At 70.7% G+C, this 351-nt stretch carries 1 protein-coding gene; it reads left to right on the forward strand.

Going from position 1 to position 351, the window contains the following annotated elements; all coding sequences use genetic code 11:
- Window positions 1–351 (forward strand): biotin/lipoyl-containing protein (locus tag B0W80_RS34230; RefSeq protein WP_306171899.1); only part of this gene is annotated, 351 nt, incomplete at both ends.

A 351-nucleotide genomic window follows, 5' to 3' on the forward strand; every position in this document is an offset into this window, starting at 1 on the left:
TCGCTGATCACCGTGGAGTCGGACAAGGCCTCGATGGAAATTCCGTCGAGCGCCGCCGGCGTGGTGAAGGAACTCAAGGTGGAGGTCGGCAGCAAGGTCAAGGAAGGCTCGATCGTGCTGGTGCTGGAAGGCGAGGGCGGCGCGGCTGCGCCGTCGCCCGCACCGGCGCCGGCCCAAGCCCAGGCCGCAGCGCCTGCACCTGCCGCCGCCGCACCGGCCGCGGCCCCTGCTGCCGCACCTGCGGCAGCGGCCGGCCCGGTCGAGGTCAAGGTGCCCGACATCGGCGACTTCAAGGATGTCGCGGTGATCGAGGTGCTGGTCAAGGCCGGCGACACCATCAAGGTCGAGCAA

The organism is Variovorax sp. KK3 (genome assembly GCF_001984055.1).
Lineage (GTDB): Bacteria > Pseudomonadota > Gammaproteobacteria > Burkholderiales > Burkholderiaceae_C > Variovorax.